At 64.6% G+C, this 26173-nt stretch carries 24 protein-coding genes; 8 read left to right on the top strand and 16 right to left on the bottom strand.

The window, feature by feature from the left end:
- Nucleotides 1–4 precede the first annotated feature (4 nt).
- The 4 genes from AB7532_RS07035 to AB7532_RS07020 all read right to left on the bottom strand — a co-directional run bounded on the left by AB7532_RS07035 (nucleotide 5) and on the right by AB7532_RS07020 (nucleotide 3524).
- Nucleotides 5–844, bottom strand: coding sequence for a shikimate dehydrogenase (locus tag AB7532_RS07035; RefSeq protein WP_441234081.1), 840 nt, complete (start codon nucleotides 842–844; stop codon nucleotides 5–7).
- A gap of 597 nt (nucleotides 845–1441) precedes the next feature.
- Nucleotides 1442–2287, bottom strand: coding sequence for an SDR family NAD(P)-dependent oxidoreductase (locus AB7532_RS07030; RefSeq protein WP_441234080.1), 846 nt, complete (start codon nucleotides 2285–2287; stop codon nucleotides 1442–1444).
- 9 nt (nucleotides 2288–2296) lie between these two features.
- Nucleotides 2297–2848 carry a carboxymuconolactone decarboxylase family protein gene (locus AB7532_RS07025; protein ID WP_441234079.1) on the bottom strand — a complete coding sequence of 184 codons (552 nt, stop codon included), beginning with the start codon at nucleotides 2846–2848 and terminating at the stop codon, nucleotides 2297–2299.
- Nucleotides 2826–3524 (bottom strand): TetR/AcrR family transcriptional regulator, encoded by a 699-nt coding sequence (locus AB7532_RS07020; protein WP_441234078.1) that lies wholly within the window; start codon nucleotides 3522–3524, stop codon nucleotides 2826–2828. The genes AB7532_RS07025 and AB7532_RS07020 overlap by 23 nt, the downstream gene beginning before the upstream one ends.
- A 164-nt stretch (nucleotides 3525–3688) precedes the next feature.
- Here AB7532_RS07020 and AB7532_RS07015 point away from each other — a divergent pair, with 164 nt between their 5' ends.
- The 6 genes from AB7532_RS07015 to AB7532_RS06990 all read left to right on the top strand — a co-directional run bounded on the left by AB7532_RS07015 (nucleotide 3689) and on the right by AB7532_RS06990 (nucleotide 10792).
- On the top strand, nucleotides 3689–4891 hold the full coding sequence (locus tag AB7532_RS07015) for an ABC transporter substrate-binding protein (RefSeq protein ID WP_441234077.1): 1203 nt from the start codon (nucleotides 3689–3691) through the stop codon (nucleotides 4889–4891).
- 4 nt (nucleotides 4892–4895) lie between these two features.
- On the top strand, nucleotides 4896–5789 hold the full coding sequence (locus tag AB7532_RS07010; RefSeq protein WP_441234076.1) for an MBL fold metallo-hydrolase: 894 nt from the start codon (nucleotides 4896–4898) through the stop codon (nucleotides 5787–5789).
- An 11-nt stretch (nucleotides 5790–5800) separates the two neighbouring features.
- Nucleotides 5801–6769 (top strand): Bug family tripartite tricarboxylate transporter substrate binding protein, encoded by a 969-nt coding sequence (locus AB7532_RS07005; protein WP_441234075.1) that lies wholly within the window; start codon nucleotides 5801–5803, stop codon nucleotides 6767–6769.
- A gap of 39 nt (nucleotides 6770–6808) precedes the next feature.
- Nucleotides 6809–7345 (top strand): VOC family protein, encoded by a 537-nt coding sequence (locus tag AB7532_RS07000; protein ID WP_441234074.1) that lies wholly within the window; start codon nucleotides 6809–6811, stop codon nucleotides 7343–7345.
- A 271-nt stretch (nucleotides 7346–7616) separates the two neighbouring features.
- Nucleotides 7617–9926, top strand: coding sequence for a caspase family protein (locus tag AB7532_RS06995; protein ID WP_441234073.1), 2310 nt, complete (start codon nucleotides 7617–7619; stop codon nucleotides 9924–9926).
- A 53-nt stretch (nucleotides 9927–9979) separates the two neighbouring features.
- A complete protein-coding gene (locus AB7532_RS06990) occupies nucleotides 9980–10792 on the top strand; it encodes a class I SAM-dependent methyltransferase (protein WP_441234072.1) in 813 nt (270 codons plus the stop codon).
- A gap of 25 nt (nucleotides 10793–10817) precedes the next feature.
- Here AB7532_RS06990 and AB7532_RS06985 read toward each other — a convergent pair whose 3' ends face one another.
- Both AB7532_RS06985 and AB7532_RS06980 read right to left on the bottom strand, forming a co-directional pair.
- Entirely contained in the window at nucleotides 10818–12374 is a 1557-nt protein-coding gene (locus AB7532_RS06985) for a L,D-transpeptidase (protein WP_441234071.1), read from the bottom strand.
- A gap of 215 nt (nucleotides 12375–12589) precedes the next feature.
- Nucleotides 12590–12808, bottom strand: coding sequence for a hypothetical protein (locus AB7532_RS06980; RefSeq protein ID WP_441234070.1), 219 nt, complete (start codon nucleotides 12806–12808; stop codon nucleotides 12590–12592).
- A 140-nt stretch (nucleotides 12809–12948) separates the two neighbouring features.
- Between AB7532_RS06980 and AB7532_RS06975 the strand changes: the two genes are divergently transcribed.
- A complete protein-coding gene (locus AB7532_RS06975) occupies nucleotides 12949–13116 on the top strand; it encodes a hypothetical protein (protein ID WP_441234069.1) in 168 nt (55 codons plus the stop codon).
- Here AB7532_RS06975 and AB7532_RS06970 read toward each other — a convergent pair.
- The 9 genes from AB7532_RS06970 to AB7532_RS06930 all read right to left on the bottom strand — a co-directional run bounded on the left by AB7532_RS06970 (nucleotide 13104) and on the right by AB7532_RS06930 (nucleotide 23780).
- Entirely contained in the window at nucleotides 13104–14306 is a 1203-nt protein-coding gene (locus AB7532_RS06970) for a CaiB/BaiF CoA transferase family protein (protein ID WP_441234068.1), read from the bottom strand. The two genes, AB7532_RS06975 and AB7532_RS06970, sit on opposite strands and share 13 nt — an antisense overlap.
- A gap of 92 nt (nucleotides 14307–14398) precedes the next feature.
- On the bottom strand, nucleotides 14399–15613 hold the full coding sequence (locus tag AB7532_RS06965) for an ABC transporter substrate-binding protein (RefSeq protein WP_441234067.1): 1215 nt from the start codon (nucleotides 15611–15613) through the stop codon (nucleotides 14399–14401).
- A gap of 233 nt (nucleotides 15614–15846) precedes the next feature.
- Complete coding sequence (locus AB7532_RS06960) at nucleotides 15847–16542, bottom strand: ABC transporter ATP-binding protein (protein WP_282524516.1); 696 nt, start codon at nucleotides 16540–16542, stop codon at nucleotides 15847–15849.
- Nucleotides 16542–17315 (bottom strand): ABC transporter ATP-binding protein, encoded by a 774-nt coding sequence (locus AB7532_RS06955; RefSeq protein WP_441234066.1) that lies wholly within the window; start codon nucleotides 17313–17315, stop codon nucleotides 16542–16544. Before AB7532_RS06955 ends, AB7532_RS06960 begins: the two co-directional genes overlap by 1 nt.
- Nucleotides 17312–18592: a branched-chain amino acid ABC transporter permease gene (locus AB7532_RS06950; RefSeq protein WP_441234065.1), complete on the bottom strand. Its 1281-nt coding sequence runs from the start codon at nucleotides 18590–18592 to the stop codon at nucleotides 17312–17314. The genes AB7532_RS06955 and AB7532_RS06950 overlap by 4 nt, the downstream gene beginning before the upstream one ends.
- A complete protein-coding gene (locus tag AB7532_RS06945; RefSeq protein ID WP_441234064.1) occupies nucleotides 18589–19536 on the bottom strand; it encodes a branched-chain amino acid ABC transporter permease in 948 nt (315 codons plus the stop codon). The genes AB7532_RS06950 and AB7532_RS06945 overlap by 4 nt, the downstream gene beginning before the upstream one ends.
- Nucleotides 19537–19656: 120 nt before the next feature.
- Complete coding sequence (locus AB7532_RS06940; protein WP_441234063.1) at nucleotides 19657–20889, bottom strand: branched-chain amino acid ABC transporter substrate-binding protein; 1233 nt, start codon at nucleotides 20887–20889, stop codon at nucleotides 19657–19659.
- Between the two features lie 223 nt (nucleotides 20890–21112).
- Entirely contained in the window at nucleotides 21113–22237 is a 1125-nt protein-coding gene (locus AB7532_RS06935) for a mandelate racemase/muconate lactonizing enzyme family protein (protein ID WP_441234062.1), read from the bottom strand.
- Nucleotides 22238–22343: 106 nt separating this feature from the next.
- Nucleotides 22344–23780: a lipopolysaccharide biosynthesis protein gene (locus AB7532_RS06930; RefSeq protein ID WP_441234061.1), complete on the bottom strand. Its 1437-nt coding sequence runs from the start codon at nucleotides 23778–23780 to the stop codon at nucleotides 22344–22346.
- A gap of 367 nt (nucleotides 23781–24147) precedes the next feature.
- Here AB7532_RS06930 and AB7532_RS06925 point away from each other — a divergent pair, with 367 nt between their 5' ends.
- A complete protein-coding gene (locus AB7532_RS06925) occupies nucleotides 24148–25215 on the top strand; it encodes an endo-1,4-beta-xylanase (protein ID WP_441234060.1) in 1068 nt (355 codons plus the stop codon).
- 6 nt (nucleotides 25216–25221) lie between these two features.
- On the opposite strand, the gene AB7532_RS06920 is transcribed toward AB7532_RS06925, so the two are convergent.
- The gene (locus tag AB7532_RS06920) at nucleotides 25222–26172 is read right to left on the bottom strand and encodes a DUF6492 family protein (protein WP_441234059.1); all 951 of its coding nucleotides are present in this window, start codon (nucleotides 26170–26172) and stop codon (nucleotides 25222–25224) included.
- Between the last annotated feature and the right edge of the window lies 1 nt (nucleotide 26173).

Genomic DNA, 26173 nt, shown 5'->3' with positions numbered 1-26173 from the left:
TGGTTCAGAACGTCGCTTCGATCGCCTTGATCAGTTCGGGCGTCACGTCGGGCATCACGCCGAACCAGGCCTTGAAGGCAAGCCGCGCCTGGTTGAGCAACAGGCCGAGCCCGTTCACCGTGGTGCAACCGCGCGCGCGAGCCTCCGCCAGGAACAGCGTCTCAAGCGGCGTGTAGATGAGATCGGCGACGAGCGTTTCAGGCCTCAGGCGCGAGAGGTCGATCTCGAGCGCGCTCTTGCCGACCATGCCGCGGTCGGTGCAATTGACCAGCAGCGCGACGTCGGCGAGCGCGACGCCGCGATCGTCCCATGCAACGGCGCCGACGGCCGGACCGAATTCCGTCGCGATCGCCTGCGCCTTCTCCGCCGTGCGATTGGCGATGCGGATATCGCGCGCGCCGTTTTCGAGCAGCGCGACGACCACGGCGCGCGATGCACCGCCTGCCCCCAGCAGCAGAATCGGCCCGGCATCGCCGCGCCAATCGGCCTTGGCGTCACGCAGACTCTGCACAAAACCGTTGCCGTCATTGTTGAAACCGGAGAGCGTGCCGTCCTCTTCGACCACGATGGTGTTGACGGCACCGATGCGTTTTGCAGTTTCGTTGACGCGGTCGAGCAGCGGCATCGCCGTCTGCTTGTGCGGCATGGTGACGTTGCAGCCGCGGAAGCCGAGCGCAACCAGTCCGCGAAGCGCATCCTCAAGCCGTTCCGGCTTCACCGCGAGCGGCACATAGCTGCCGCGAATGCCGTGCGCCCTCAGCCAGTAATTGTGGACCACGTGCGAACGCGAATGCGCGACCGGCATGCCGATCACACCAGCCAGCCGAAATCCATCCTGCGACATGCTGCACTTTCCATCCCAAACCACGCCCTTCGGCGCGTGACCATGTTATTTGGTCATTTGTCCAAGATAATTAGAGGGAATGGCTAGCGGGTGCAATGTGAATCTCGGGGGGCGTCCTGTGGCCACAACCTCGGCGTCATCCTGAGGTGCGCGCCCTTGCGCGCCTCGAAGGATGGGCCTCGCGAACGCCTGTGACCCATCCTTCGAGGCTCCCGGCACGATGCTACGCATCGCGCCGCTCGCGCCTCAGGATGACGTTAAGGGGTGTGGTGGGCAGTAGCCCGGATGGAGCGCAGCGAAATCCGGGGCAGTTCGCGCGGAGAGGCGCCGGTCCCGGATTACGTTCGCTCCATCCGGGCTACGGACTCATGCGGCTTACGACTTTTCGCATCTACGAGCGAGACGTCATCCTGAGGTGCGCGCTCTTGCGCGCCTCGAAGGATGAGCTGCGAGCGCCTGTGGCCCATCCTTCGAGGCTCCTGGCACGATGCTACGCATCGCGCCGCTCGCACCTCCAGCGACAACCGCTTTGCGGTTGCGCGGGGATGACGTTAAGAGGTGTGGTGGGCAGTAGCCTCGATGGACCGCGCGAGCGGCTTACATCCCGCTCAGGCCGCTATCCACGGCAAGCGTCTGCGCGGTGACATACACGCTTTCGTCCGACAGGAAGAACAGCACGGCGTAGGCGATCTCCCACGCCGTGGCCTGGCGGCCGAAGGGGACGTGGCCCTTGCCGCGGTTGGGTCGGCCGGCACCGGCTTCGCGGCCGTTGGGGGTGTCGACGAGGCCTGGATAGACGAGATTGGCGCGAATACCGCGGCGTGCGCCGTGATGGGCGATGTTGCGCATCAGGCCGCCGAGTGCGGCTTTCGACGAGTCGTACACCGCCATCTGCGAACCCGCTTTCAGCGCGGCGATCGAGGAAATGAAGACGATGGCGCCGCCATTGTCGAATCCCGGCATCGCCGCACGGCAGCACAGCATGGGACCGCGCACGTTGACGTCGTAGATCCTGTTCCACTCTTCGGGGCTGACATTGTCGAGCCCGGTCTTGCCGAAGGTGCCGATGTTCAGCACCATGCCGTCGAGGCCGCCCATGGCGCGGTGGGCTTCGGCGATCATGCGTTGAACGTCGGATTCGCTCGTGACGTCGGCCGTGATCGCAAAGCCCTCGCCACCTTCGTCGGTGATGTGCTTGACGGTCTGCTGGGCGGAGGTGTGGTTGAGATCGGCGACGGCGACCTTCGCGCCCTCGCGCGCGCAAAGAATGCTCATGGCGCGGCCGTTGCCGATCGGATCGCTGGCGGCCTCGAACACGCGCTGACCGCCGCCGACGATCAGGATGCGACGCCCCTTCAGGCGCCCCCTGCCCGGCGCTTCGCCAAGCGACTCTGCGCTGGGTGGGCGGACGTAGCGTTCCGGCTTGCTGTCGGTTTCCGTCATCTCAAACGCCTACTTCTTGCCGCCGTCATAGACCTTCATGCCGGCCGCCGGATCGAGATCAGTCTCAGTCGCCTCGGTGAGGCGGGCCATCATCATGTAGAAACCGAGCGCGACGATGGATTCGACGATCTCCTGCTCGCTGAAATGCGCGCGGGCGGCCGCGAACGTCGCTTCCGGGACGCGAACGTTCTCGACCACCTCGCGGCCGAACTTCAGCAGCGCGCGCTCGGACTCGTTCAGCGCGGCGGAGTCGTAATCGCTGCGCTCGACCGCATCGATCTGGCCTTGCGTGCAGCCGACGCCAAGCGCGATCGGCACGTGCTGGCGCCATTCATAGGCGCCGCCTTCGAGCTGGGCGGCCTGGAGGATCAGCAGCTCGCGGTTGACCGCCGAGAGCTTCTGCTTGTGCAGGATCGAATTGCCGAGCCGCATCGCCGGGATCATGTTGGCCTCGGCATGGGCCATCATGCGAAAAATGTTGAGCTTGACCGGCATGCGGTCGAACGAGGCACGGATGTCGCCGCTCGTCGTCTTCGGATCAATCAGGGGCAGCCTTGCCACGCGTCTCTCCCTTGGGTTTTCGTTTCTTGCTGTAGTCTTCAGTGCCCGCCGCGATCAGCGACAGGAAAAAGGCGAGATAGCGGTCGATCGCCTCGATCACCTTCGGCCGTGGCGAGGGCGTCGCGCCCATCACGTAATGCTCGAGCCGGATATAGATCAGGCCGGCGGCGAACAGCCGTGCGGTCTCGCGCGGATCGGGCGTCTTGACCAAGCCGGCGAGCGCAAAACCGCGAAAATAGTCGGTCATCATGCTCTGTTCGCGCGCATAGAAATGATCGGCGAATTTGGCGCGGATGCCGGGCACGCGGTTGCGTTCGGCGGTGATGACCTTCTGGAACTGGTGCTCGCGCGGATCGGACCATTGCTCGACGAGGTCGAGCGCGAACTGCCGGCAAAACGCGGCTGGCTGGCGCGACAGCTGCTTGTAGCGCAGCTCTTCCAGCCGGCTCGCGGAGCTGGCAGGACCGTGCTCGCTGACGATCGCTTCGAGGATCGCGGCCTTGCCGGTGAAATGATTGTAGAGGCTGCTCTCGCGGATCCCGACGCGGCGTGCGAGCTCGCGCATCGAGGCGCCGCCATAGCCGCTCTGCGCGAACAGATCGAGCGCTTCGGTTAGGATGCGCTCGCGCGTCGTGGGCGCAGCCGCTTCCGCCGCGCTTGTCGTGTGGACAGCCATGATGGCTTGACTAACGAACGATCGTTCGCTAGTCAACCGTACGAACGATCGTTCGTTTCGCCAGTCTGGCGGCAACGATCGCAGCCCGCAAGTCCGCGGACGCTGTTCTCGCGTTTCAACTCCGCCCCAGTGAGAGGCGGGGAGCAATTTGGGGAGACGATTTCATGGCGCGCTTTGCCAGCCTTGGTGCGGCCTGCATCCTGTTGCCGCTGCTCGCAGCCAGCGCCGCCTCTGCCCAAAGCAAGTACGATCCCGGCGCCGACGACAAGACCATCAAGATCGGAACCACCGCGCCATTGAGCGGCCCGGTGTCCGCGTTCGCGCAGATCGCGAAATCGGCGGAAGCCTACTTCCGCAAGATCAACGACGACGGCGGCGTCAACGGACGGCGCATCCAGATGATCATCGCAGACGATGCCTACAGCCCGCCGAAGACGGTGGAGCAGACGCGACGGCTGGTGGAGAGCGATGAGGTGCTGCTGATCTTCGGCGGCGTCGGCACGCCGACCAACAGCGCCGTGCACAAATATCTCAACGACCGCAAGGTGCCGCAGCTCTTCTTAGGCTCAGGCGCCGCGAAATGGGACGATCCCAGGAACTTCCCGTGGACCGTCGGTTGGCAACCGACCTATCGCGACGAGGCCATCGCCTACGCGAAGTACATCAAGGCGAGCCATGCCAGCGCCAAGATCGGCGTGCTCTACCAGAATGACGATCTCGGCAAGGATTATCTGAAGGCGCTGGAGGAAGGGCTCGGCAGCGGCGAGGCGATCGTCGCGCGCGCCGCTTACGAGACATCTGCGCCGACGGTGGACACGCAGATCCTGCAACTGAAAACCGCGGGCGCCGACGTGGTGCTCGTCGCCGCGACGCCGAAATTCGCGGCGCAGGCGATCCGGAAGATCGGCGAGATCGGCTGGAAGCCCGTGACCATCATCTCCAACGTTTCGGCCTCGATCAGCGGCGTGCTGGAGCCGGCCGGCAAGGACAATTCCACCGGCGTGATCTCCAGCCAGTATCTGAAGGACGCCACCGATCCCGCGTCGAAGGACGATGCCGGCTACAAGGAATGGCTGGCGTTCATGGACAAGTACATGCCGGACGCCAACAAGAGCGACTGGCTCAACGTCTATGGCTACACCATCGCGCAGACGCTGGTGACGGTGCTGAAGGCCTCCGGCAACGACCTCACCCGCGCCAATGTGATGAAGCAGGCAACGACGCTCAAGGACGTCAAGCTGCCGATGCTGATCAACGGCACCGCGGTGAACAACTCGCCGGAGCGCTACACGCCGATGACGAGCCTCCAGCTGATCCGGTTCGACGGCACGCGCTGGGTGCCGTTCGGCGACCTCCTGAAGAACTGAGCCGATGCGGCAGGTCCAGATCGGCAGCATGCGGGTGGATCTCGTCAGCGAGATTCCTTCGCTTGCGTTCGACAAGACCTGGCTGTTCGCCAACGTCACCGACGCGGTGATCGCGGAGAACCGGAGCTGGCTCGATCACCGCTATATCGAGCCCGAGACCGGCCGCTTCATCCTCAGCCATCACTCCTATCTGGTGCGGACGCCGCGCTGGACTGCCATCGTCGACACCTGCTGCGGCAACCACAAACCGCGGCCGCGCGTGCCGGTGTGGAACGATCTCAACCAGCCGTATCTCGGGAACATGCAGGCGCTGGGTGTTGCGCCCGAACAGGTCGACTTCGTGATGTGCACGCATCTGCATGTCGATCACGTCGGCTGGAATACGCGCTTGATCGACGGCCGCTGGGTGCCGACCTTCCCAAACGCGCGCTATCTGATGGGGCGCGAGGAGTACCGCCATTTCGAAGCCGCGCACGAGGCCGCGCCGAAGAGCCCGGTCAATCACGGCTCATTCGAGGATTCCGTGCTGCCGGTGGTCGCGGCGGGCCTCGCCGAGTTCGTCGAGACCGACCATCGCCTGTTCAGCGACCGCGACGCCGCCCTGCGGTTCGCGCCGGCGCCGGGCCACACCGCCGGCAACATGCAGATCCACCTCAATGGCGGCCACGATCACGCTGTCATGTCGGGCGACGTCATCCATCACCCGATCCAGTGCGCCGCGCCGTGGCTGTCGAATGCCGCCGATGTCGATCCGGCCGCGGCGGTCGCGACGCGGATGGCGCTGCTGGAAGAGCTTGCAGACACGCCAAGCTATCTGTTCACCGGACATTTTCCGGCACCGACCGCGGGCCACGTGATCCGGCATGGCGAGGCCTACAGATTTCGTTTCGAAGATTAGGGAATGCCAACATGATGCTGCGCACCGTCACGCTTTCGTTTCTCGCGTTGCTGTCGGCAGCACTGCCGTCACACGCCGAAGATCCCGCGGCCTATCCCACCCGCAAGATCCGCATGCTGCTGCCTTACGCGGCGGGCGGCGGCGGCGACGTGGTCGGGCGGCTGCTCGCGGACAAGATGGGCAAGACGCTCGGACAGAGCATCTATATCGAGAACCACACGGGTGCTGCCGGCACGCTGGGCACGCAGATGGTCGCGACGTCTGCGAATGACGGCTACACCATCACCGTCGGCGGCATGACCACGCATGTGCTGGCGCCGGCGATCTATCCGAAGCTGCCCTACGATTCGATCAAGGATTTCACGACGATCGGCCGCGTCGGCGTCTCCTCGATCATTCTGGTGGCGACCAGGGATTTTGCCGCCAACGACATCAAGGGCCTGATTGCAATGGCCAAGAAGGGCGAGCCGATCCAGTACGGAAGCTGGGGCATCGGCTCGACCGGGCAATTCTGCGCGGAAATCCTGATGCAGCAGACCGGCATCAAGATGGAGCACGTGCCGTTCAACGGCATCGCCAAGCTCGCCGGCGATTTGCTCGGCGGCCACATCTCGCTGGCGACGCTCGACGTGGCGACCGCGACGCCGCTGGTGAAGGACGGTTCGATCAAGGCGCTGGCCGCCTGCGGCGAGCGCTCGCCGAGCCTGCCCGATGTCGCAAGCTACAAGGAGCAGGGCGTGGCGTTCGACCGCAGCCTGTCCTGGGCGATGTATGCCCCGGCGGGGATCGCGCCTCCGATCGCGGAGAAACTGTCGGCGGCGCTGAAGGATGCGCTCGGCGATGCCGTGGTGAAAGAGAAGCTTCTGGGCCTCGGCATCACCCCGCAATTCGTGCCGGGCAACGAGCAGCGCGACATCAACGCCCGCGATATCGCAGCCTGGAAGCAGGTTGCCAAGGACGCCGGCATCGAGGTCAAGTGATCGAGGTCAAGTGAGCAGGTTGAGAATGGGAGCGCGGGCATGAGCCGCATCTTCGGCGCGGTGCGCCAGAACGGATATGTGGTGCGGGACATCCAGGCCGCGATGAATCACTGGGTCGAGGTGATGGGCGTCGGTCCCTGGTACTACATGGACCGCGTCAAGACCGACTGGTTCCGCCATCGCGGCCAGGACTCCGCCGTCGAGATGAGCATCGCGCTCGCCAACACCGGCGATCTCCAGATCGAGTTGATCCAGCAACGCAACGACGCGCCCTCGCTGTACAAGGAGTTTTTGGACGCCGGCCACGAAGGCCTCCAGCACATGTCGTACTGGAGCCACGACTACCAGGCCCTCCACGACAAAGCCCTCGGGCTCGGCTACAGGATCGGGCATGAGGGACAGATCGGCGGCGACAAGGGACGCTTTGCCTATTTCGACACCCAGGCGCACCCGGGGACCATCATCGAGATCTCCGACATCAGCGGCACCAAGGGGCCGTTCTTCGAGAAGGTCCGGCAGGCGGCCTTGAACTGGGACGGCACGCGGCCGATCCGCGAGGTCGTCACGAAGACCTAGGATCAATCACCCGCTTGGACGTTCGCATTGAGGTGAGCATTAGGCGTATCGATGCTCCCGCGGCGTCGTGGCCGGGCTTGTCCCGGCCATCCACGATCTTCACGCGGCGCCAAGAACGTGGATGCCCGGGACAAGCCCGGGCATGACGACGTCGTATGTGTTCGCCCGAGGTCGTCGGCCAGAAGCGCCGGACGAAACCAAATAGAAATTGTATTGCGGCCCCGGTCGGATATTCTTGCCGGCATTTCCAGATCCCGGCTTGGGGGCCGTGATGAAGTTCATTTGTCTCTTTGTTTTCAGCGCGCTGGCATTCGCCTTCCAGCCGGAAGCGGCATTTGCCGACCAGCGCATGGCGCTGGTGATGGGCAATTCGGCCTATCAACGCGCGCCCAAGCTCGCCAACGCCACGAACGACGCGGGCCTTCTCGTCGAGACCTTCAAGAAGGCCGGCTTCACGGTCGTCGATGCCCGCAACGACCTCTCGGCCCAGGACATGCGACGGACCTTGCGCGATTTCGGTGCCAAGGCCCGCAGCGCCGACATCGCCGTGGTCTATTACGCTGGCCATGGCATCGAGATCGACGGCAACAATTATATCGTGCCGGTTGATGCCCAGCTCGAAAACGACACCGACGTCTATGACGAGACCATCGGGCTCGACCGTATCCTTGTCGCCATCGAACCGGCGAAGAAGCTGCGTCTCGTCATCCTCGATGCGTGCCGCGACAATCCGTTTTCGAAGAACATGAAGCGCACGATGGCGTCGCGGGCGGTCGCGCGCGGCCTTGCCAAGGTCGAGCCGTCAAGCCCGAACACGCTGGTGGCGTTCGCCGCGAAGGCCGGCCTCACCGCGCTCGACGGCGACGGCAAGAACAGCCCGTTTGCCACCGCGCTGGCACATCATCTGGCGACGCCGGGCCTCGATCTGCGCAAGGCGTTCGGCTATGTCCGCGACGAGGTGCTTCAGGCCACCACCAACAAGCAGGAGCCTTTTATCTATGGCTCGCTCGGCGGCGACGATGTCGTGCTGGCACCGGCCGCGGCGCCTCCTCCGCCACCACCCGCGCCCATCGCATCCACCGACACGAGTGCATCGCGTGACTACGAATTTTCCGAGCGCGTCGGCACGGTGGAGGCCTGGGATCTCTATATCGCCGCGCACCCGAGCGGGTTCTATACCGATCTCGCAAGGGTTCAGCGCAACAAGCTTGCCGCAACCCGGCCTGCCCCAGCGCCGGCCGCGGTCGCGATCGAAACGAAGAAGGTGCAGACGACACCCGTCCTGCCACCGCCGCCGGAGGCGACCAAGCCCGTCGTCGCGCCGAAGCTCGCGGCTGTTCCTGCGACCGTCACGCCGCTCGCGCTCACCACGCCGCCGGTCGCCGAGACCAAGAGCGTCGCCGCTATCCCGTCGTCGAGCTGCACCACACGGATCGCGCGGCGTGGCAATGATGCCGTCGGCGGCCCCTTCATTCCGGTCTCGATCAAGCCGAATGTCGAGGGCGCCAGTGTCCGCACCATCGCCGTCTCGCCCAACGGCCGCGAGATCGCCACCGCCGGTGACGACGGTGCGATCCGGCTCTGGGATGCGTCCTCGTTCCGGCAAATGCGCGTGCTGCGCGGACATGCCGGCGCGGTCTATGCGCTCGATTACTGGGCCGACAGCACGCTGCTCGCGTCCGCCGGATGGGACGGCAAGGTCAAGGTCTGGGATCTCAAGAGCGATGGCCAGAGCCTGACATTCGATGCCGGTGCCAAACAATACGCGGTCGCCTTTGCGCCCGAGCCTTCGCTGAAATATCTGGCCTCGGCCGGCGAGGACGGTGTCGTCCGGATCTGGAATCTCGGCACCCGCGAGCTCGCCAGGAGCAGGCTCGATCACCAGAGCCCCGATCCCGCGCGCGCGGCGGTGCGCTCGCTGAGCTACGCGCCGTCGGGCTCCGGCGAATTCGTCTCGGCCGGCTACGACGGCAAGATCAGGTTCTATCGCACCAGCGGCACGATCGAGACGAAGGAGGCCTACGGCCGCAAGGCGCTGCGGGTCGCCTATTCGCCCGACGGCACGCGCGTTGTCACGGCCGGCTCGGATGCGGAGCTCGGCTCGGCGAAGGTGTTTGACGTCAGAACCGGTTCCTCGCGGCCCCTCGCCGGCCATCGCGACTACGTGGTGTCGGCCAGCTGGTCCGCGGACAGCAAGCGCATCGTCACCGGCGGCGGCGGGCGCGACAAATCGGTGAATTTGTGGGACGCCGACAGCGGCCGCCTGCTCGCAAGTTTCGCCGGCCATCAGGAGGATATCGAGGCGGTCGCGTTCTTCCCGGGCGGCACGCGGCTGATCTCGGCGAGCGAGGACAAGACCATCAAGGTCTGGGACATCGCCGAACGGCGCGTGCTCCTCACCGCGATCGGCTTCGGCGACGACGGCTTTGTCAGCTACACGCCCGAGGGCTGTTACGCCGGATCGAACGGCATCGAAAGCCGGCTCAGCGTTTCCAGCGGTGGCCGCTTTGAGCCGATGTCGCTGGAGGCGCGCAAGGCGATGCAGGAACCGGCGGGTTTCACCGCGCTGCTGGCGCGGTAGGCGGCGATCCGTGGTAACATAGGCCTCGCGTCCGAACCTTCAGCGAGGCAATCATGTCCAGCACTGACAAGGTTTTCGCCGGCTCGATCCCAAAACTTTATGACGAGTATCTGGTCCCGATGATTTTCTCCGTCTACGCGGAGGATATCGCCAGACGCGTCGCAGCACGCTCTCCGTCGACGCTTCTCGAGATCGCGGCCGGCACCGGTGCCGTGACACGCGCCGTGGCGGCGGCGCTTCCGCGCGGCGTTCGTTATGTCGCGACCGATCTCAACGAACCGATGCTCGCTGTCGCCGCGCAACGTCAGGCGGGTGACGATCGCATCACATGGCGCCAGGCGGACGGAATGGCGCTGCCGTTCGGCGACGCCGAGTTCGATCTGGTCTGCTGCCAGTTCGGCGCGATGTTCTTTCCGGATCGTGTCAAGGCGTACGGCGAAGTGAAGCGCGTCCTGAAAAGCAACGGCACCTTCGTGTTCAACGTCTGGGACCGCATCGAGGACAACGAGGTCACGCACGAAGCAACGATCGCGCTCGGCAAGATGTTTCCCGACGATCCGCCCCGCTTCATGGTCCGCACGCCGCACGGCTATCACGACAAGGCCGTCATCAAGGCCGACCTCGAACGTGCGGGATTCCGCGACATCGCGATCGAAACGCGATCCGAAATCAGCCGCGCGCCGTCGGCCGACTATGTCGCGACCGCGCTTTGCCAGGGCACGCCGCTGCGCAGCGAGATCGAGGCCAGGGACGCCAGCAAGCTTCAGGCGGCAACGGATTTTGTTGCCGAAGCGCTGCGAGCGAGTCACGGCAACGGTGCCTGCGACGGCAAGATCCAGGCAATCGTGATCGAGGCGCGCCGGTAGTCAGCCCGGCGCGCGGTCGAGCGTCCTACCAAAAGCTCCGCTGCATCGGCTGCTGCGGCTGGTAGTACTGATACTGGCCGCGCTGCCGGCGCGGGTTGACCGGTTGCGGTTCGCGCGGCTGAAAGAAGAAGCCACCGAAACCGTTGCCGCCCCAGCCGTCGTCGCTCGCCATTTCCATCGGCGGCGGCGCAGTCGGTTTGCGCGTGATGAAGCCGCCCTGGGGATGATTGCTCAGCACGGCCACGAACTCGGTACGGTAGTTGGTCTCGGCGCTCAGCGGCTCGTCCGAGATGACGATGGACGAGCGCGGCAATGCGGTCGGCCCGATGCGGTCCCACACCTCCTGCGGGATGGTGATGCGGTCGAGCGCGTCCTTGGCGTCGTCGCCGCTCTCGATCGTGACCACGCTCCAGCGCAGGCCACTATCGGTCTTCGCCATCGCGGTGAAGATATGCGTGCCGAGCGGCTGGTCGGGATTGCGGATGGTGACGGGCACCTCGATGCTGGTGTCGAACACCTCGCCGCCGCCGTCCGGCGCCGGCTTGTGCGTGTTCCGCCGCACGTAAAGCTTCTGCGTCGCACGGCTGATGTAAACGGACACCGGCTCGAGGGCGAGCTTGGCATCGGTCGCAGCCGTCACCGCCTCGGTCTTCCTGGCAGCGGCAACCTTCGCGGCTTCCTTGGTGGCGGCAACCGCATCGCGCTTCGGCTGCGCAGCAGCCTTGGCCGCATCGAGCGCCGAGGCGGCGTCGGCGGCCTTGGTGGCGACCTTCTGCTTCAGCTCCTCGGCTTGCGCGCGGGCCTGATCGGTCTTGGCATTCGCGAGCTTCTTGTCGGCGAAGGCGAGCTCGGCATCGGCCTTGGCCTTCTGCTGTTCCAGCTTGCGCAGCGACGCCGGGAGCGACACGGCCTCCTTCGCGGCCGCGGCCGCAGCCTTCTTGGCCTCGGCGGCAGCCTGGGTCGCCTGCTCGGCTTCGGCGGAAAGCTTGTCCGCACGGCCCGGCACGGCCGCGATGGCCTCGCGCTTCGGCACGAACAGCGAGGGGTGAGCGATTTCGATCGGGGCCGTGTCGTTCGGCGAGATGATCACCCGCATGCCGATATTGGTCTTGTCGAACAGGCCCTCGGCGAAGCCGAAGGGCATGCGCACGCAGCCGTGCGAGGCGGCATAACCCGGCAGCGGCCCGCCGTGGAGCGCAATGCCGTTCCAGGTGATGCGCTGCATGTTCGGCATCCAGGCATCGTCATACATGGTCGAGCGGTGGTCCTTGTCCTTCTCGACGATGGCAAAGACGCCGGCCGGCGTCTCGCGGCCGGTGGTGCCGGTCGAGACCGGCGCGCGAAGGATCCAGCCGTCGGCATCGTAGAAAGTGACCTGCTGGCCCTTGATCGACACGATCGCCATGACCGGCTCGCCGGCCTCGCGCGGCGCCACTGCCTCAGCCGGCTGGCGCGCCTGCTTGGCCGCGTTGGCCGGGGCCAGTGCCGTCAGAGCGGCGACCGTGGCGAGCGCAACAAGTCCGGGGGGCCGCCAACGCCGCATCGCCGTGGTGGATTGCGCCGTCGTCATCAGGTCTTTCATGCCATACCCCGGTCCAGTACCAGTCCGCGCCTATCTCGATCAGATTGCGATCTCTAGATTAAGAAATCGCAGCCACCATGCGTTCCGTATCCGGCGAGATTCGGGACGGACCAGCGGCAACGCCTCTCATATACGACGGCTCGAAAAGGCGGAAGATGGCCCGGGGCCGGGGCTGGCCGGGAGCTGGTCACGAATCGCTGCGGCACAATGTCCGGTTAATGGGTGCGGCGCCCGATCAGCCGGGTCATTGCGGCGCCGAACAGGCCGAACAGCGCATAGATCATGAGCGGCAGAGCCTGCGAGGCGGCCTGCCCGACCGGTTCGCTCTCCACGATCAGCAGGACCGAGAAGACCGTGAGGCTCAGAAGAACGCAGATGAGGGCAGCGGCAAGACCCAGCTTGCGCAAAACAAAAGCAAAGTCGGTGGCGGTCATGACCTGATCCGGGGCGAAGATGAACGACCCCATCGTACGCTCGCCGCCGGCAGCAGCATGTGACGGTGATCACAGAGAATTGTGTCATCGGGCCATAATGTCGGTCGTAGCCTGGGCGCTGCCTATCGGAGCGCGAGCCGATGTCTCACATTCTCTCCCAGATTGCTTCTGTCGTGGCCGGAGTGGCGCTTCTCACCACCGGCTTCGTCGTCTTTCCCCGGAACACCACGAAGAGCCTGACCGTATCGGTGTCGCTGGCCGTGCTCGCGGTCGTGCTGATCACCGCGCTCCGCAATTACGGTTCCTGAACGGCGGCGCCGACCGCCTTGCTGTCGATAGCCGCCTGAATTTCCGTCTCGCTCAAGCCCGCCTCGCGCAGCACCTCGCGCGAATGCTCACCGAGGCGCGGCGCCATGCGATGAAGGCCGGCTGGGCTTTCGGAAAACTTTGTCGCCGGGCGGGCCTGTCTGATGCGTCCTTCGGTGGGGTGATCGATATCCGCAAACAGTCCGACCGCAGCGAGATGCGGCTGCTCGCCGATCTCGGTGAGCCGGGCAAACGCCGTATGCGGCACGTCGAGCCGCAGCAGCAATTCCTCCCACTCCGCGGTGGTGCGAGTCGGGCCGATCTCGCTCATGCGGTCGTAGACCTTGTCGATGTTCTGCGAGCGCAGCACGGGATCGCGCACCCCAAGCTCCTCGATCAGCTCGCGGCGGCCGACGGCCTCGAAGAAGGCGCACCAATTATCGCCCGAGTAAGGCAGCATCGTCAGCCAGCCGTCCTTGGTCTGCACCGGGCGGCGGTTCTTCATCCGCTTGTAGCCGGTCGGGCCGATCGGCGGATCGAACGCGTGACCGCCCAGCATCTCAATGCTGTTGAAGCCGGCAATGGTTTCCAGCATCGGCACCTCGACCATCTGGCCCTGCCCGCTGCGCTCGCTCCGGAACAAGGCGGCGGACACCGCGCCGACCATCGCCATCGCACAGATCTTGTCGCCGATCAGGCTGGGAACGAATGCCGGCTCGTCGTCCGATCCGATCGATGACGCCAGACCCGACGCCGCCTGGATGATCTCGTCGAAGGCGGGCCGCGCGGCCCACGGGCCGTCCTGGCCGAAGCCGGTGGCGGCGGCATAGATCAGCCGCGGATTGAGCTTTGCGCAGTCGCCATAGCCGAAGCCGAGCCGCGCCATCGCCGCCGGCCGCACATTGGTGACGAGCGCGTCGACCGTCGGGATCAGCTTCGCCAGCGCCGCCTTGCCGTCCGGATGTTTCAGGTCGAGCGCAAGGCTGCGCTTGTTGCGGTTGACCGCCATGAACTGGCCGCTCATGCCGCGGTTCCGGAACACGCCGGTGTAGCGCCAGGTGTCGCCGGCGGGCGGCTCGACCTTGATGACATCGGCGCCCCAGTCGCCGAGCATCTGTGCGGCGTAGGGACCGAACAGCACGCTCGTGAGATCGAGAACGCGGATTCCGCTGAGGGGGCCGGTCGGGGTCATCGGCTTTTCACTGTGGCTGGAGGGAAGCAAGTGTTGGACGCGACAAGCGGGCAAGGCTGATGCCCTGCCCGCCCGTCACGACGATGTCGATGCTAGTCGCCGATCACGTCGCCGAACAGCTCCCAGGACTTGCCGTTGAAGCGCGCCATCTGCAACTGGCGGATCGGCGTCACCTGCTCGGCCGAGGTGTTGAGCTTGATGCCCGGCAGCAGCATCGGCAGCTCGACGTCCTTGAACGACTGCGTCTGCTTCATCAGGTTCGCGCGCGTGAGATCGCTGCCGGCCCGTTGCAGCACCAGCTCCATGATCTGCGCCATGGTGTAGCCGGTGACGTTGAAGATGTCGGCGGGATCGGCGCCCGCATTGTAGGTCTTCATCCACTCGCGCCAGGCCTTCATGCCGGCATCATTTTCCCAGCGGGGATCGCCGGGGTCCTTCAGGAAGGCCCCGGTGACGATGCCGGTGGCATTGTCGAGCCCGGCCGGGGTCAGCACGGAGCCGACGGAATTGGAGACGGCGGGAAGGATGATCTGCGGCTTCCAGCCGAGCTCGGCGATTTTCTTGATCGCTTGCGCTGCGAATTTCGGCGTGCACTCGTTGAACACGACGTCGGCGCCGGCGGCCTTGAACTTGACGATCTGGGAATCAACGGTCGGGTCCGTCGTCTCATAGACGGCTTCCGACACGATCTGGTTGACGTGCTCCCCTAACCCTTCCTTGAAGCCCGCGAGATAGTCGCGCCCGGGATCCTCGTTGGGCGTGATGACGGCGATCTTCGCGTTTGGCTTGTTCGCCAGAATCCACTTGGCGTAGATCCGGCCCTCGGTCCGGTAGGTCGGCTGCGAGCCGGTGGTCCAGGGGAAATGCTGCGGATCGTTCCAGCGGCTGGCGCCGCTCGACGGGAACAGCTGCGGGATCTTTTTGGCGTTGAGATATTTTTGCGCGGCGATGTTCGGCCCGGTGCCGAGCATCGAGAACATCGCCAGCACTTCATCGCTTTCGGCCAGACGCCTGACCTGCTCGACCGTCTTCGAGGGCGAATAGCCATCGTCCATGCTGAGCAGCTCGACCTTGCGGCCGTTGATACCGCCCTTGTCGTTGAGCATCTTGAAATAGGCGATCTCGGCGCGGCCGATCGCGGAATAGGCTGAGGCCGGTCCCGAATAGGGCATGGTCTGCCCGAGCTTGATTGTCGTGTCGGTCGCGCCGGTGTCGTAATTTCCAGCCGTAGCGGCCGAAGCGGCCCCCAACACCGCGAATAGAGCGACGGCTCCACGGACCAGTTGTTTTCCCGGCATGCTCGGCATCTCCTTACCCAGGCAGGACGCATCGACGCGCGGGCTCACAGGCCGCCGCCGGCGTCCTCCATTTTCTTCTTGGTTTTCATCGGCCGCATCGGTGCGATGTCGGCGAGTGCGACGATACCTTGATTATGAAGCGTGAGATGTAGCCAAGAATTCAGATGCGTATGCGCATCGCGCAGCCGTTCAATTTTCGCGCACGCCACACGGCAATGTGAGCGTCAGACTTCGAGCCACCGTTAGACCTCAAGCCACTCCTGCCGCACGGCGGCATTGGCCTTGAGCTCGTCCGGCGTGCCCTCGAACACGACACGGCCATGGCCCATGATGTAGACGCGCTTCGAAATGCGCATCGCGATCGACAGCTTCTGCTCGACCAGCAGGATGGCGACGCCGGCCTGTGCGATGCGGGCAATAAGATCGCCGACCTGCTGCACGATCAGCGGCGCCAGACCTTCGGTCGGCTCGTCGATCATGATCAGATCGGGATCGCCCATCAGCGTGCGGCACGTCGTCAGCATCTGCTTCTCGCCGCCGGACAGCACGCCCGCGGCCGTGTCGGCGCGCGCGGCGAGATTGGGGAACATGTCGAGCATGTCCTGGAGCCGCCATTTGCCCGGACGGCGCGTGTCCTTGACGCCGAGCAGGAGGTTCTGGCGAACCGTCAGGCTCGGGAAGATATCGCGATGCTCGGGCACATAGCCGAGGCCGAGGCGTGCGATCTTGTGGCTGGGGAGACCAGCGATGTCCTTGCCCTTGAAGCGGATGGTGCCTTGCGGCGCGACCTCGCCCATGATCGCCTTGACCGTGGTGGAGCGGCCGACGCCGTTGCGGCCGAGCAGGCTGACGACTTCGCCCGCGGCGACGTCGAGGTCGACACCCTGCAAAATGTGGCTCTTGCCGTAATAGGCGTGGAGATCCCTGACCTCGAGCATCAGTGCGCTTCCTCGCCGAGATAGGCTTCCTTGACCTTCGGATCGCGCCGGATCTCTTCCGGCGTGCCCGAGGCGATGATGTGGCCGTAAACCAGCACCGAGATGCGGTCGGCAAGACCAAACACGACGCTCATGTCGTGCTCGACGATGACGAGCGTCTTGCCCTCGGTGAGCCGGCGGATCAGAGCCACCGCGCGGTCGGTTTCGGCGTGGCTCATGCCGGCGGTCGGCTCGTCCAGCATGACGACGGTGGCGCCGCTCGCAATGGTGATGCCAATCTCGAGCTCGCGCTGCTCGGCATAGGTCAGAAGGCCCGCCGGAACATCGCGCCGGTGCGTCAGATGGATGTCGTCAAGTATCCGGGCGGTGCGCTCGCGCACCTCGGGCAGGCTGTCGACGTTCTTCCAGAAAGCGTAGCGATGCCCGGTCGCCCACAGCACGGCGCAGCGGACGTTCTCCCAGACCGACATCCGCGCGAACACGTTGGTGACCTGGAACGAGCGCGACAGGCCGCGCCGGTTGATCTCGAACGGCTGCAGCCCGGAGATCACGTCGCCGTTCAGCTTGACCTCGCCGGAGGTCGGCTTGATGTGGCCGCTGATCAGGTTGAACGTCGTGGACTTGCCGGCGCCGTTCGGGCCGATGATGGCGTGACGCTCGCCTTTCGCGACGCTGAGGTTGAGGTCGCGGATGATACCGACATTGCCGAAACGCTTTTCGACGGCGCGGACTTCGATGGCTGCTCCGCCTTTTTCAGTGACCGCTCCGCTCATGCCAGATACCCCCGGTCACGGGCGACCGTCGCAGCCCTGTCCCACGCGCCGGCGATCCGCCGCCAGGTCAGCCGCGCGACGAATGCGCCGCCGACCACGAGCACCGCAGCGCTGATCCAGGTCACCGGCGATTTCGGGTTGAAGCCAATGCCGAACAGCTTGATGGCTTCGCCGCCGGAATAACGCGCGACCGTCTCGATGGTCAGGATGACGCCGCAGGCGAGCGCAAGCGTCGGCACGATCGCGACGAAGTAAGACGGGATCACCGTCCACAGCGTTCCCGCACGCACCAGCGGCCGGTGCATCATCAGCAGGCCGGCGATGCCGCCGGGCGAGAACATCACGATGCCGATGAAGATGATGCCGAAATAAAGCTGCCAGACGCTGGTGACACTGGTCAGCCCGAGCTGGAGATAGGTCACCAGGATCGCGCCGAGGATCGGCCCGAAGAAATAGGCGACGCCGCCGATGAAGGTCGAGAACAGCACGAGACCGGACTGGATCGCGCCGAGATAGGCGGAGTTGGCGATCTCGAAATTGATCGCCGCCAATCCGCCGGCGACACCGGCGAAGAACCCGGCAAAGCAGAAGGCGAGATAGCGGACGACATGAGGATCATAGCCGATGAACTGGACGCGCTCCGGATTGTCGCGAACCGCGTTGCTGATCCGGCCCAGCGGCGTCCGGGTCAGCGCGTACATCGCAATCGCCGACAGCACCAGCCAGAACGCGATGAGATAATAGACCTGAAGCTGCGGGCCGAACGACCAGCCGAGCAGCTTCGGCAACGCGGTGCGGTCCGTGGTGATGCCGGCCTCGCCGCCGAACACCGAGCGCAGGATCAGCGAGGACGACGCCACCAACTCGCCGATGCCGAGCGAGATCATCGCGAACACGGTGCCGGCGCGCTTGGTCATCACCCAGCCGATGATGATCGCAAAGGCGAGACCGCCGATGCCGCCGAACAGCGGAATAAACGGCAGCGGGATCGGCCAGCCGTGCGACACCACGGCGTTCATCATGTGGGTGGCGGCGAAGCCACCGAGGCCGTAATGCACGGCATGGCCGAACGACAGCAGGCCGGTCTGGCCGAGCAGGATGTTGTAGGACAGCGCGAAGACGATCGCGATGCCGATCAGGCTGAAGGACGTCAGCGAGCCGCCGGAGGAAAAGATCATCGGCAGCACGATCAGCACGGCGATGCCGATCAGCCAGACGCCGTAGAAGCGCATGCTGCCGCCGGCGGGCTTCGATGTCGAAGTGGTCGTGGTGGTCATGACTCGCGCGTCCCCATCAGGCCCATGGGGCGAACGATCAGAATGAGCACCAGCAGCATGTAGGGCACGATCGGCGCGACCTGCGCGATCGTGACGTTCCAGATGTCGGTGAGCACCGACGGCCCCGTCGACGGATCGAGCGGTCCGAATGCGCTCGCCAGCGAGCCATCCAGCGCCACCGCAAAGGTCTGCACCAGGCCGATGACGAGCGAGGCGATGAAGGCGCCGGGCAAGGACCCGAGGCCACCGAACACGATGACCACGAACAGGATGGGCCCGAGCGAAGCGGCCATGTCAGACTGTGTCACCAGGGCGGGACCTGCAATGACGCCGGCAATACCAGCCAGCGCACTGCCGACCCCGAACACGGCCATGAAGACGCGCCCGACATTGTGGCCGAGATGGCCGACCATGTGCGGATGTGTCAGCGCCGCCTGCACGATCAGGCCGACACGGGTGCGCTTGAGCACCACCAGCAGCGCAATGAAGATCACGATCGAGACGGCCAGCATGAAGATCTTGTAGGCGGGATAGTTGGTCGAGAAGATCGTGAAGGCCGGGAAGTCGAGCAGTGCCGGCACGCGGTAGTCGACCGGGCTCTTGCCCCAGATCATCGACACAATTTCTTCGATCGCGAACGCCAGACCAAACGTCAGCAGCAATTCGGCGACATGGCCGTGCTTGTGGGTATTGCGCAGGCCGTAGCGCTCCACCGCCATGCCGATCGAACCGACCAGCAGCGGCGCCAGCACCAGCGCCGGCCAGAAGCCGATCCACTTGGTGAGCTGGAAGCCGAAGAAGGCGCCGAGCATGTAGAAGCTGGCATGGGCGAAGTTGAGCACGCCCATCATGCTGAAGATGACGGTGAGCCCGCTCGACAGCAGGAAGAGCAGCATGCCGAACAGCACGCCGTTCAGGGTCGAAATGACAATGAGTTCAAGCACAGCGCACTCGTCTCTGGCCGGGGCCTGATGGCCCCGGGTGAACATCGCCCAATCAAACGCAGTCCGTCCGCTATTGTCCCGCGACCGATGGCGGCCACGGGACAACGACGGATGTCGTGATTACGGCCGCACCATCTTGCAGGTCGTGTTGACCATGGCCTGCGCGGTATCGATCTTGGAGACCAGGTGCCAGCCCCAACCGGTGTTTTCCTCGTCGAACGGCTCGTTCGCGGCAAGCTTGCCGAAGGAGGAGATGTAGATCGGCTGGAAGAACTGGTGGTCGTCCTTGCGCATGACGCCCTGGCCGCCGTCGAGAACCTCGAACTTCAGATCCTCGAGCGCCGCCGCCACCTTCACGGGTTCGATCGAGTTGGCCTTCTCGGCCGCGGCCTTGAACATGCGCATCTCGTTGACTGCACGCGGATACCACAGCGACAGGCCGGCCTTGGCGCGGAAGGACTTCTCGAAGTCCATCGCGGGCTGGTGGCCGGAATTGGCGAAGCCCTCGGTGATCTGGAAGACCTGGTGATCGAGACCGGTCTGCTTGATCGCGGTCGGGCCACCGGCGCCACCGGCATAGTAGGTATACCAGTTGACCTTCAGGCCGGCATCGGCGGCGGCCTTGAGCAGCAGCGCGATGTCCTGGCCCCAATTGCCGGTGACGACGCTGTCGGCGCCGGACGCCTTGATCTTGGCGATGTAGGGCGAGAAATCGGTGACCTTCAGCAACGGGTGCAGCTCGTCGCCGACGATCTGGATGTCGGGCCGCTTGGCGCCCAGCATCTTGCGCGCGTCGCTCCGCACGGACTGACCGAACGAATAATCCTGGTTGATCAGGTACACCTTCTTGATCGACTGGACATCCTTCATGTAGCTGGTGAGCGCCTCCATCTTGATGTCCGAGCTCGCATCCCAGCGGAAGTGCCAGTAGCTGCACTTCTCGTTGGTCAGGCTCGGATCGACGGCGGCATAGTTGAAGTACAGGACTTCCTTGCCGGGATTGCGCGTGTTGTTCTTGGTGACGAAGTCGGACAGCGCCGCGGCGACGGACGAACCGTTGCCCTGCGTGATGTAGTGGACCCCGGCGTCGATCGCCTTCTGGGCCTGCACCAGGCTCTCCTGCGGATTGGTCTTGTTGTCGAGCGGAACGATCTCGATCTTCTTGCCGAGGATACCGCCCTTGGCATTGAGCTCGTCGGCCAGGTACTGGAAGGTCTTCAAACCACCTTCGCCGACGCTGGCGCCGCCGCCGGAGAGCGGATCGATATAGCCGATCTTGATGTTGTCCTCGGCCGACGCGGCATGACCGAGCATCGGGGCGATCACGGCAATGGCCAAAGTGAGCTTGCGCATTATTTCGTTTCCTCGCTGGCTATCGACTTTAGTCGATGGGTTCTTTTGCGCATATTGCAGCGCAATTTCAGTTCTCTAATGAGCAGAACGAACTTTGATTTTCAAGCACAACAGGACATGGCTCGGGCCACCGCTATGACATGTGATGCGGCCGCCCATCGTGTCCTCAGCATTCCGCGACAAGGAATAGAACGCAAGGGGGAACTGCGACGTCCCGTCCTGTCTAGAGGCTGCGATAGTCGGCAATCCCCGACAGGTCCGGTGTGAACCCAAGCCCAGGTTCCTCGCCGAGGACGATGGTCCCCTCCGTCACATTAGCGACGGGACCGCAGAACAGGTCGCGCAGCGGATTGTCGTTGGCATCGACCTCGAGCCAGCCGTCGCCGCCGATGCCGGCGAGCAGATGCGCCGAGGCCAGCAGTCCGATGCCGCCGCCGAGATAATGCGGGCAGAATGTCCTGCCCGATTTCAGAACCTCACGCGCAATGCCGGCGCAGGCGCTGAGCCCGCCCCATTTCGCGATGTCGGGCTGAACCACGCCGAGCACGTCTTCGGCGAGGACTTCCTTGAATCCTTCTACACTGGAGATGTTCTCGCCCGCCGCAATCGGCATCTTGGCGCTTGCGCGCAGCCTGCGCCATTCCTCGCGCGGCCGGTCGGCGCGGATCGGCTCTTCCAGCCAGCGCAGATCGAACGCGGCGAGTTGCGGCAGCATTTCCAGTGCCTGGTTCACCGACCAGCCCTGATTGGCGTCGGTCGCGAGCATGCCTGTGCCAACGATCGCGCGCAGCGCGGCCAGATTGGCGAGGTCGGTTTCGGCGCCGAAGCCAACCTTCAGCTTCAACGCGCGATGACCGCGCTTGAGTGCTGCTTCCGCCGTTTGCGCGGCGCCACCGGGATTGATGCCGCTGGCGTAGACCTTGATCCTGCCCGACTGCCCGCCGAGCAGTCGCCATAACGGCAAGCGCTGGCGACGCGCCGAGAGATCCCACAGCGCGAGATCGATGCCGGAGATCGCCTGCGCGAACGGACCGGGCTCGCCGCATTGCAGCGCAAGCACCTCGGTTCCTTCAGTCAGAGCCTCGAAGGCCTGAGCGGGACCAGCGAACCTGCGTCCGACAAGGCCGGGCCCAAGCACTTCACTGACGAGCCGGGCGCGATGCTCCGCGCCAGGTGCCGGGAAGTTGGACCAGGCTTCGCCCCAGCCCTCGACGCCGTCTTCGTCGACCACGCGAACGAAGACGGCGGGACGGTTGAGCATCCTGCCGAACGACGTCACCACCGGCGTCGCCAGCGGATAGCGATAGCAGAACGCCTCGATCGAGCGGATGGTGAAGCTGTCAGTCATGTTGCAGCCTCTACCATCTTAGTAGGCGCGCGCGAAGTCACCTTCCTGCTTGATATCGGTGAACCCAGGATAGCCTTTGCCAGGGCGGAGCCGGGACAGCGCGGGCTTACGCGCCCACGGCCTTCCGGTTGAACGTTCGCAGGAAGCGCAGCGACAGCGTGCGTATGTTCGCGACGTTCAGCAGCCAGGCTGCGGCGACATAGGCGAAGCCGCCCGCAAAGCTGACGACGATCAGGGCCACGAAGCCAGTGCCACTGACCTGCGACCGCGCAAGGAGGATCGCAGCCGCCATCGCCGCGGCCGATACCGCGACCCCGGCAAGCCGGTTGAAATCGAACGGCACCGGATGGGCGCGGTGCATCAGGGCGACGGCGACAACGAAACCGATCGCCTCGGTCGCGAGCGTCGCCAGCGCCGCGCCGTAGAGATCGTAGCCCGCGACCAGCGCGAACATCAGGACCACGCTGACGACCAGCGTGAGGAACGATTGCGCTGCCAGCATGAAGGGCCGCTCGGCGAGCTGGAAGCTGATCTGCACGTAGAACTGATTGGCGATGCCGAAGAAGCGCGCGAGCACCAGGGTTGGCAGCAGCGCCGACACGCCGGCGCGGAAATCGACACCGACGAGCGTACCCGCGACCTGGTCGGCGGCGAGTGCAAGCCAGACGGCAACGGGCGCGACGACGACGAGCAGCAATTCGAAACTTTCGGTCAGCCGTTCCCGCGTGGTGTCCGCGTTATTTTCAGACAATGACCGGAACACCAGCGGCACGGTCGCTGCCGCAACGCTCGAGGCGATCATCACCATAAACTGGCGCGGCAGATCGGCAGCGACGCCAAAGATGCCCGCGGCGTCCTTGCCGAGCAGATAGGCGACGATGAGCCTGTCGCAGGCCGAATAGACCGCGACGGACAATCCGGCCAGCGTCAGCGGCAGGCCGTAGCGCGCCAGCTGCATGAACTGGCTGCGTTGAAAGCGCGCGATCTTGGTCCGGTCGCCAACCAGATTGAGAATGATGCCGGTGAGCGAGCCCAGGCCGAAGGCAGCCAACAGTCCCAATCCACCCCAGCCGAGCCAGATGCCGAGCAGGCCGAAGCCGACGCTGGACACGCTGCGCACGATCGAGATCGCCGCAAATCGATAGGGACGCAATTTCGCGCGCTCGAACTCCTGTCCGACATCGACCGCATTGGCCATGATCGCGACGAACATGCTGGCGAGCAGCAGCTCGACGCTGAGATCGCTGCGAAACAGGAAGACGAGCGGCGTGGTGGCACAGAGCACCGCGACTGTCAGCCCGAACGCAACCATCGCCGTGCCGCGGAAATCCACCTCCGCCGACATCGCCTGATAGCGCGACACCGACAGCTTGATCCAGGCAAAGAAGATCGCGCCCAGAATGCCGGCAAGGCTGATGCCGACGACATAGACGCCGTACTCCGCCGGCGTCAGCAGCCGCGTATAGGCCGTGACCGCGAAGAAGCCCACCGCCGCGGGCAGGATGTAGGCGACGAGATAGATCGAGAAATGGCGGTTCAGCATGCGGGCACGGGACCGGCGACGGTGTTGCGATGATGACGGCCGTTAATCAATGGGCCTCAACGGGATTTGGACGGGGCGAACGAATTGCGCCGCAACATCTCTCAAGAGTGTCACATAAGTCTGGAGATCGGGTGGCGAATGAAGCTTCGACGGCGCTTTCGGCCGTTAGCGTTAAATTTGCCCTTTCGTCGAAGCGGTTTCCGCGATCACGAACGCAACCATGATCCAGACTGGAACAAGCGATGCGACGCCGCGCGCGTTGACGCAGCGGACATCCCGCAAGGGTTAACCCAACAACAGGAAACCCCGGCGTCGCGGAGCCGCGCTTGGTACGATGATGCGTTGGTTCCAAAAGGAAATTTCCGACGTGACCAGGCTCGACAGACGCGAATTTCTCCTCGGCGGCGCCGCCACCCTTGCGGCGGGCGCAACGGCGTCGGCCGCGCCGGCCTCAAAGCTTGCCCAGCGCCGTCCGGGCTTTGGCGCAGCAGCGACGCTGTGGGACCTGCAAGCCGATCCCAGGCTCGGCGAAGCCATCAGCACTTATTGCACCCAGGTGGTGCCGGTACTCGAGCTGAAATGGCCGATGCTGCGGCCGAACGCGCACACGTTCAACTTCGAACGCGCGGACGCGATTCTGGATTTCGCTCGGGACAACGATCTGACGATGCGCGGCCACGCGCTCGCCTGGTATCATGACATTCCGGACTGGACCAAGCAGATCAAGGATTCGAAGGGCGTCGAGCGCGCCTATGTCGATCACATCAACACCGTCGTGTCCTATTACAAGGACAAGCTGACCTCGTGGGACGTCGTCAACGAGCCGATCCCTGACAACCCGAAGAAAGTCACCGACCGGCGCGACACGTTCTGGACGCAGCATCTCGGCAACAACTGGATTCCGCTGGCCTTCCGCACGGCGGCCGCGGCCGATCCCTTCGTCAAGCTCGCGATCAACGAATATGACATCGAGTCCGCCAAGGACACGTTCATCGCCAAGCGCGCGGCGTATCGCCATCTGATCATGGATCTGCTCGACCAGGGCGTGCCGCTGCATGCCGTGGGCCTGCAATCGCATCTCCATGCCGAGCTCGAGATCGACACGCATGGGCTGGCCGAATTCGTCACCGAGCTGCGTTCGTGGGGTCTCGATGTGCTCGTCACCGAGCTCGACGTCGACGATCAGAAGCTGACGGGCAATGCCGCGGAGCGCGATGCCATCGTCGCCAAGCGGGTCAATGATCTCTTGACGGCGATCTCGACCAGCGGCCCGGTGCGCTCGATCCTGACCTGGGGTCTCTCGGATCGCTACAGCTGGATCAACGGCGTCTTCGCGCGCGCGGACAAGCAGCCGAACCGTCCGCTGCCGCTCGACGGCGAGTTCAAGCCGAAGCCGTTCATGGACGTGATCAGCAAGTTTACGAGAGACGCTTGAGGCGGCCTATCGCGTCTTCGGAATCTCGAAGACCGCGGCGTCGCCCATCTGATCCGGCGCGAGGCTCGGGCCACGGCGGTCGCGCGAGCTGAGGCGGAACACGTCGCGGATGTCGTCCACCGAGGTCGACGAATAGGACTGGATGCAGAGCGCGACCTGCTCGGGCGAAGCCGCCCGCATCAGGGCTTCGATGGCCGGGCGGTCGAGCGGCGTGTCGTCCCAATGCGAGACCGCGATGCTGTCTTCGGTCACCCGATGCGCCGCGAGATGCGCAGGCGAGTTCGCGACGAAGTGGCCGTACATCAGATATTCCGAGAACTTCTTCTTCCGGCACAGCGCCAGAACCCAGTTCAATCCCGTCGCCGATTTGATGGCGTCGGTCATCGCACGCGCGGTGTCCTTGTCCCAGACCAGCGCGTTGCCGACATAGTCGTCGGCCGGGAAGGAACGGTCCTTGATGCCGAGGAGCTGATCGACGGTGCGCAGCCACAGCCCATGCAGCGGGTGGTCGGCGCCGATGTCCTTCGGGGTGACGAACAGCGGCGTCTTCTCGGCGCCCGCATATCGGCCAACGTCGAATTCGCGGAAGAACAGATTGTCCGAATCCAGGATGCAGACGCGCTGCTCGGGCGCGTTGAGCACGCCGGCGATCTTGAGGATCTGCTGGATGTGCCAGCCATGCACCGGCGACGACAACAGCGACAGCCAGACGCGGCGCTTGCTGAGGAACTGAAGCGCAGGCGGCAGTGCCCACAGCCATTTCGGCAGATAGCGCGAGGCCGGAACGATGACGCGCTTGTCGGACGCGAACCGCGCGAACAGCGGCACGTCCTCATCGTTAACGAGAACATAATGCCGCGTGTAGCCGGTCAGCCAGGTGTCGATGCTCTCGCTGAGCAGCGAAAAGCGTTCGATATCCTTGGCGTAACTGGCAGTCAGCAGGGCAACGGAATGCATG

Source organism: Bradyrhizobium sp. 930_D9_N1_4, from assembly GCF_052076015.1.
Classification (GTDB): Bacteria; Pseudomonadota; Alphaproteobacteria; order Rhizobiales; family Xanthobacteraceae; genus Bradyrhizobium.
This window is presented reverse-complemented; position numbering and strand designations above follow the sequence as displayed.

What these genes read in the sequence shown, in the direction of transcription:
- AB7532_RS07015 (WP_441234077.1), top strand. Translation starts at nt 3,689, where the DNA reads ATGGCGCGCTTTGCCAGCCTTGGTGCGGCCTGCATCCTGTTGCCGCTG.
- AB7532_RS06950 (WP_441234065.1), bottom strand. Translation starts at nt 18,592, where the DNA reads ATGACCACCACGACCACTTCGACATCGAAGCCCGCCGGCGGCAGCATG.
- AB7532_RS07020 (WP_441234078.1), bottom strand. Translation starts at nt 3,524, where the DNA reads ATGGCTGTCCACACGACAAGCGCGGCGGAAGCGGCTGCGCCCACGACG.
- AB7532_RS06920 (WP_441234059.1), bottom strand. Translation starts at nt 26,172, where the DNA reads ATGCATTCCGTTGCCCTGCTGACTGCCAGTTACGCCAAGGATATCGAA.
- AB7532_RS07030 (WP_441234080.1), bottom strand. Translation starts at nt 2,287, where the DNA reads ATGACGGAAACCGACAGCAAGCCGGAACGCTACGTCCGCCCACCCAGC.
- AB7532_RS06980 (WP_441234070.1), bottom strand. Translation starts at nt 12,808, where the DNA reads ATGACCGCCACCGACTTTGCTTTTGTTTTGCGCAAGCTGGGTCTTGCC.
- AB7532_RS06930 (WP_441234061.1), bottom strand. Translation starts at nt 23,780, where the DNA reads ATGCTGAACCGCCATTTCTCGATCTATCTCGTCGCCTACATCCTGCCC.
- AB7532_RS06990 (WP_441234072.1), top strand. Translation starts at nt 9,980, where the DNA reads ATGTCCAGCACTGACAAGGTTTTCGCCGGCTCGATCCCAAAACTTTAT.
- AB7532_RS06955 (WP_441234066.1), bottom strand. Translation starts at nt 17,315, where the DNA reads ATGAGCGGAGCGGTCACTGAAAAAGGCGGAGCAGCCATCGAAGTCCGC.
- AB7532_RS07035 (WP_441234081.1), bottom strand. Translation starts at nt 844, where the DNA reads ATGTCGCAGGATGGATTTCGGCTGGCTGGTGTGATCGGCATGCCGGTC.
- AB7532_RS06940 (WP_441234063.1), bottom strand. Translation starts at nt 20,889, where the DNA reads ATGCGCAAGCTCACTTTGGCCATTGCCGTGATCGCCCCGATGCTCGGT.
- AB7532_RS06960 (WP_282524516.1), bottom strand. Translation starts at nt 16,542, where the DNA reads ATGCTCGAGGTCAGGGATCTCCACGCCTATTACGGCAAGAGCCACATT.
- AB7532_RS07000 (WP_441234074.1), top strand. Translation starts at nt 6,809, where the DNA reads ATGAGCCGCATCTTCGGCGCGGTGCGCCAGAACGGATATGTGGTGCGG.
- AB7532_RS06970 (WP_441234068.1), bottom strand. Translation starts at nt 14,306, where the DNA reads ATGACCCCGACCGGCCCCCTCAGCGGAATCCGCGTTCTCGATCTCACG.
- AB7532_RS06995 (WP_441234073.1), top strand. Translation starts at nt 7,617, where the DNA reads ATGAAGTTCATTTGTCTCTTTGTTTTCAGCGCGCTGGCATTCGCCTTC.
- AB7532_RS06935 (WP_441234062.1), bottom strand. Translation starts at nt 22,237, where the DNA reads ATGACTGACAGCTTCACCATCCGCTCGATCGAGGCGTTCTGCTATCGC.
- AB7532_RS07005 (WP_441234075.1), top strand. Translation starts at nt 5,801, where the DNA reads ATGATGCTGCGCACCGTCACGCTTTCGTTTCTCGCGTTGCTGTCGGCA.
- AB7532_RS06975 (WP_441234069.1), top strand. Translation starts at nt 12,949, where the DNA reads ATGTCTCACATTCTCTCCCAGATTGCTTCTGTCGTGGCCGGAGTGGCG.
- AB7532_RS06985 (WP_441234071.1), bottom strand. Translation starts at nt 12,374, where the DNA reads ATGAAAGACCTGATGACGACGGCGCAATCCACCACGGCGATGCGGCGT.
- AB7532_RS06965 (WP_441234067.1), bottom strand. Translation starts at nt 15,613, where the DNA reads ATGCCGAGCATGCCGGGAAAACAACTGGTCCGTGGAGCCGTCGCTCTA.
- AB7532_RS07010 (WP_441234076.1), top strand. Translation starts at nt 4,896, where the DNA reads ATGCGGCAGGTCCAGATCGGCAGCATGCGGGTGGATCTCGTCAGCGAG.